The sequence below is a fragment of the Lentzea sp. NPDC006480 genome, assembly GCF_040611995.1.
Classification (GTDB): Bacteria; Actinomycetota; Actinomycetes; order Mycobacteriales; family Pseudonocardiaceae; genus Lentzea.
In genome coordinates, this window is the sequence record NZ_JBEXPJ010000352.1 from 1 (window position 1) to 1,580 (window position 1,580).

The window sequence follows — 1,580 nt, forward strand, 5'->3', positions numbered from 1 at the left end:
GGCTTGCGCCTGGTAGATGGCATAGGCGACGGAAGTAGACGCTTGGGCGGGCTGTACGACCAACCTGCCGTCCGGACGTGGTCATCCGGTGCAGCTGGGGACTGCCGGGACGCTGCCGAGGCAGTTGTTCGTCAGGTTCCCGCTGATCGGTGAGTTGTTGTTGGTCATGGTGCCGCCCTGGCGATAGACGCCGCCCGCGGTCAGCAACGCGACGTTGGTCGTCACGGCGGTCTGCGTCATGGTGGTCGCGGTCGGGCCGACCGCCGCGATGCCACCTCCGCGTGATGCGGTGTTGCGGCCGACGAGCATCGGGCCGCCGGTGACACCAGTCGTGGTCAGCGTGCCGCGCTCGCCGTTGTAGATTCCGCCGCCTTCCAGCAGCGCGATGTTGTCGGTCACCGGGCTCCTGGTGAACGTGGCGGCGGGCGCGGTGCCTTCGGGGGTGTCGGCGTTGGCCAGACCGCCGCCGTTGAGGGTGGCCAGGTTGCCGCTCAGGCTGCTGTTGGTCAGGGTTACCGCGCCTCGGTTGAGAATGCCGCCGCCGCTGCCGACCGCACTGCCGTTGGTGACCGCGACCGAGGTGCTCAGGGTGAGGTTGCCGGTAGCGCTGACCTCGAAGATGCGGAACAGCACCAGCGACGCGCGAGTGATGGTCGCCGGGCCGAGCAGTTCCATCTGGGTGGTGATGGGCGGTAGTCCGGTGGTCTGCCCGCCGTGGGGAGCGGTGAGACCGTAGGTACACCCGCCCGCCAGGACGAGGGTGTCCGCGGCCGGGGTGGAGTTGGCCAGGTTGACCGCCGCGACGAGAGCGCTCTCGCTGCACGCCACGGGGATGGTTTCGGCCCGCGCCGCGGGAGCGACGACGGCCATGGCCCCCACCACCACCGTGGCGCCGAGCGTCGCGCGAATGGTCGGGTGGAATTTACTCATTATTCCTTCTGTCCTGAAAAATAATCGTGCACAAAAAGGACCTCGGGTCGCATCCATCTGCGCCACCGAGGTCTTGAGCAACTGAACGCACCCTACTCCCATGCCAATCGAATGCACACCATCGCACCCGAACGGCCTATTGCGGCGAGATGACTTGTTCATGTTTCAGACTCTGCGTGCGTGCGCGATTCGTATGAGCCGGGCGACAGCACGGCGGTAACGCGAGGATCCGCCGCCAAGTCGACGCGGTGGGTGGTCCCGTCCGCCTGCAACAGCCTGCCACCACACTCATCGTTTCACCGCTCGAGACCGAGAACCGACCATTGTGGACGGTCGTGAGCGAGTCACCGCAAGAGGCGTTGGCGATCTCAGGCGGACCCGAGGTGGTCGAGGACGGCGGCGTTGGCCGCTCACCTGAGAATTTCCTTTCACCGTTCGGCCTTTTGAGCATCCACGTCGTTCACCGCGTCTTCGCAGTTTCTTCCGGCTCGCCGAGCCGGGTCGCTTTCACAGCGTCTCCGAGCCGATGCGGCACGAGGAGCACCCGCACCCCGCCTGCCCGTCCCGCACGTCACCGGCTACGCAGCAGTGCGCGGTCGTCGCCGATGCGATGCGCGACCTGCGAGGTGATCTCGTGCGCCGCCTCGAGG

General features: G+C 66.8%; 1 protein-coding gene. It reads right to left on the bottom strand.

Features of this window, described 5'->3' with window-relative positions:
- Window positions 1-81: 81 nt before the first annotated feature.
- The gene (locus ABZX92_RS45880; protein ID WP_355572470.1) at window positions 82-930 is read right to left on the bottom strand and encodes a hypothetical protein; all 849 of its coding nucleotides are present in this window, start codon (window positions 928-930) and stop codon (window positions 82-84) included.
- Window positions 931-1,580 lie beyond the last annotated feature (650 nt).

Bases quoted from the DNA above. Each gene is read 5' to 3' on its own strand.
- ABZX92_RS45880 (WP_355572470.1), bottom strand. From the start codon at position 930: ATGAGTAAATTCCACCCGACCATTCGCGCGACGCTCGGCGCCACGGTG.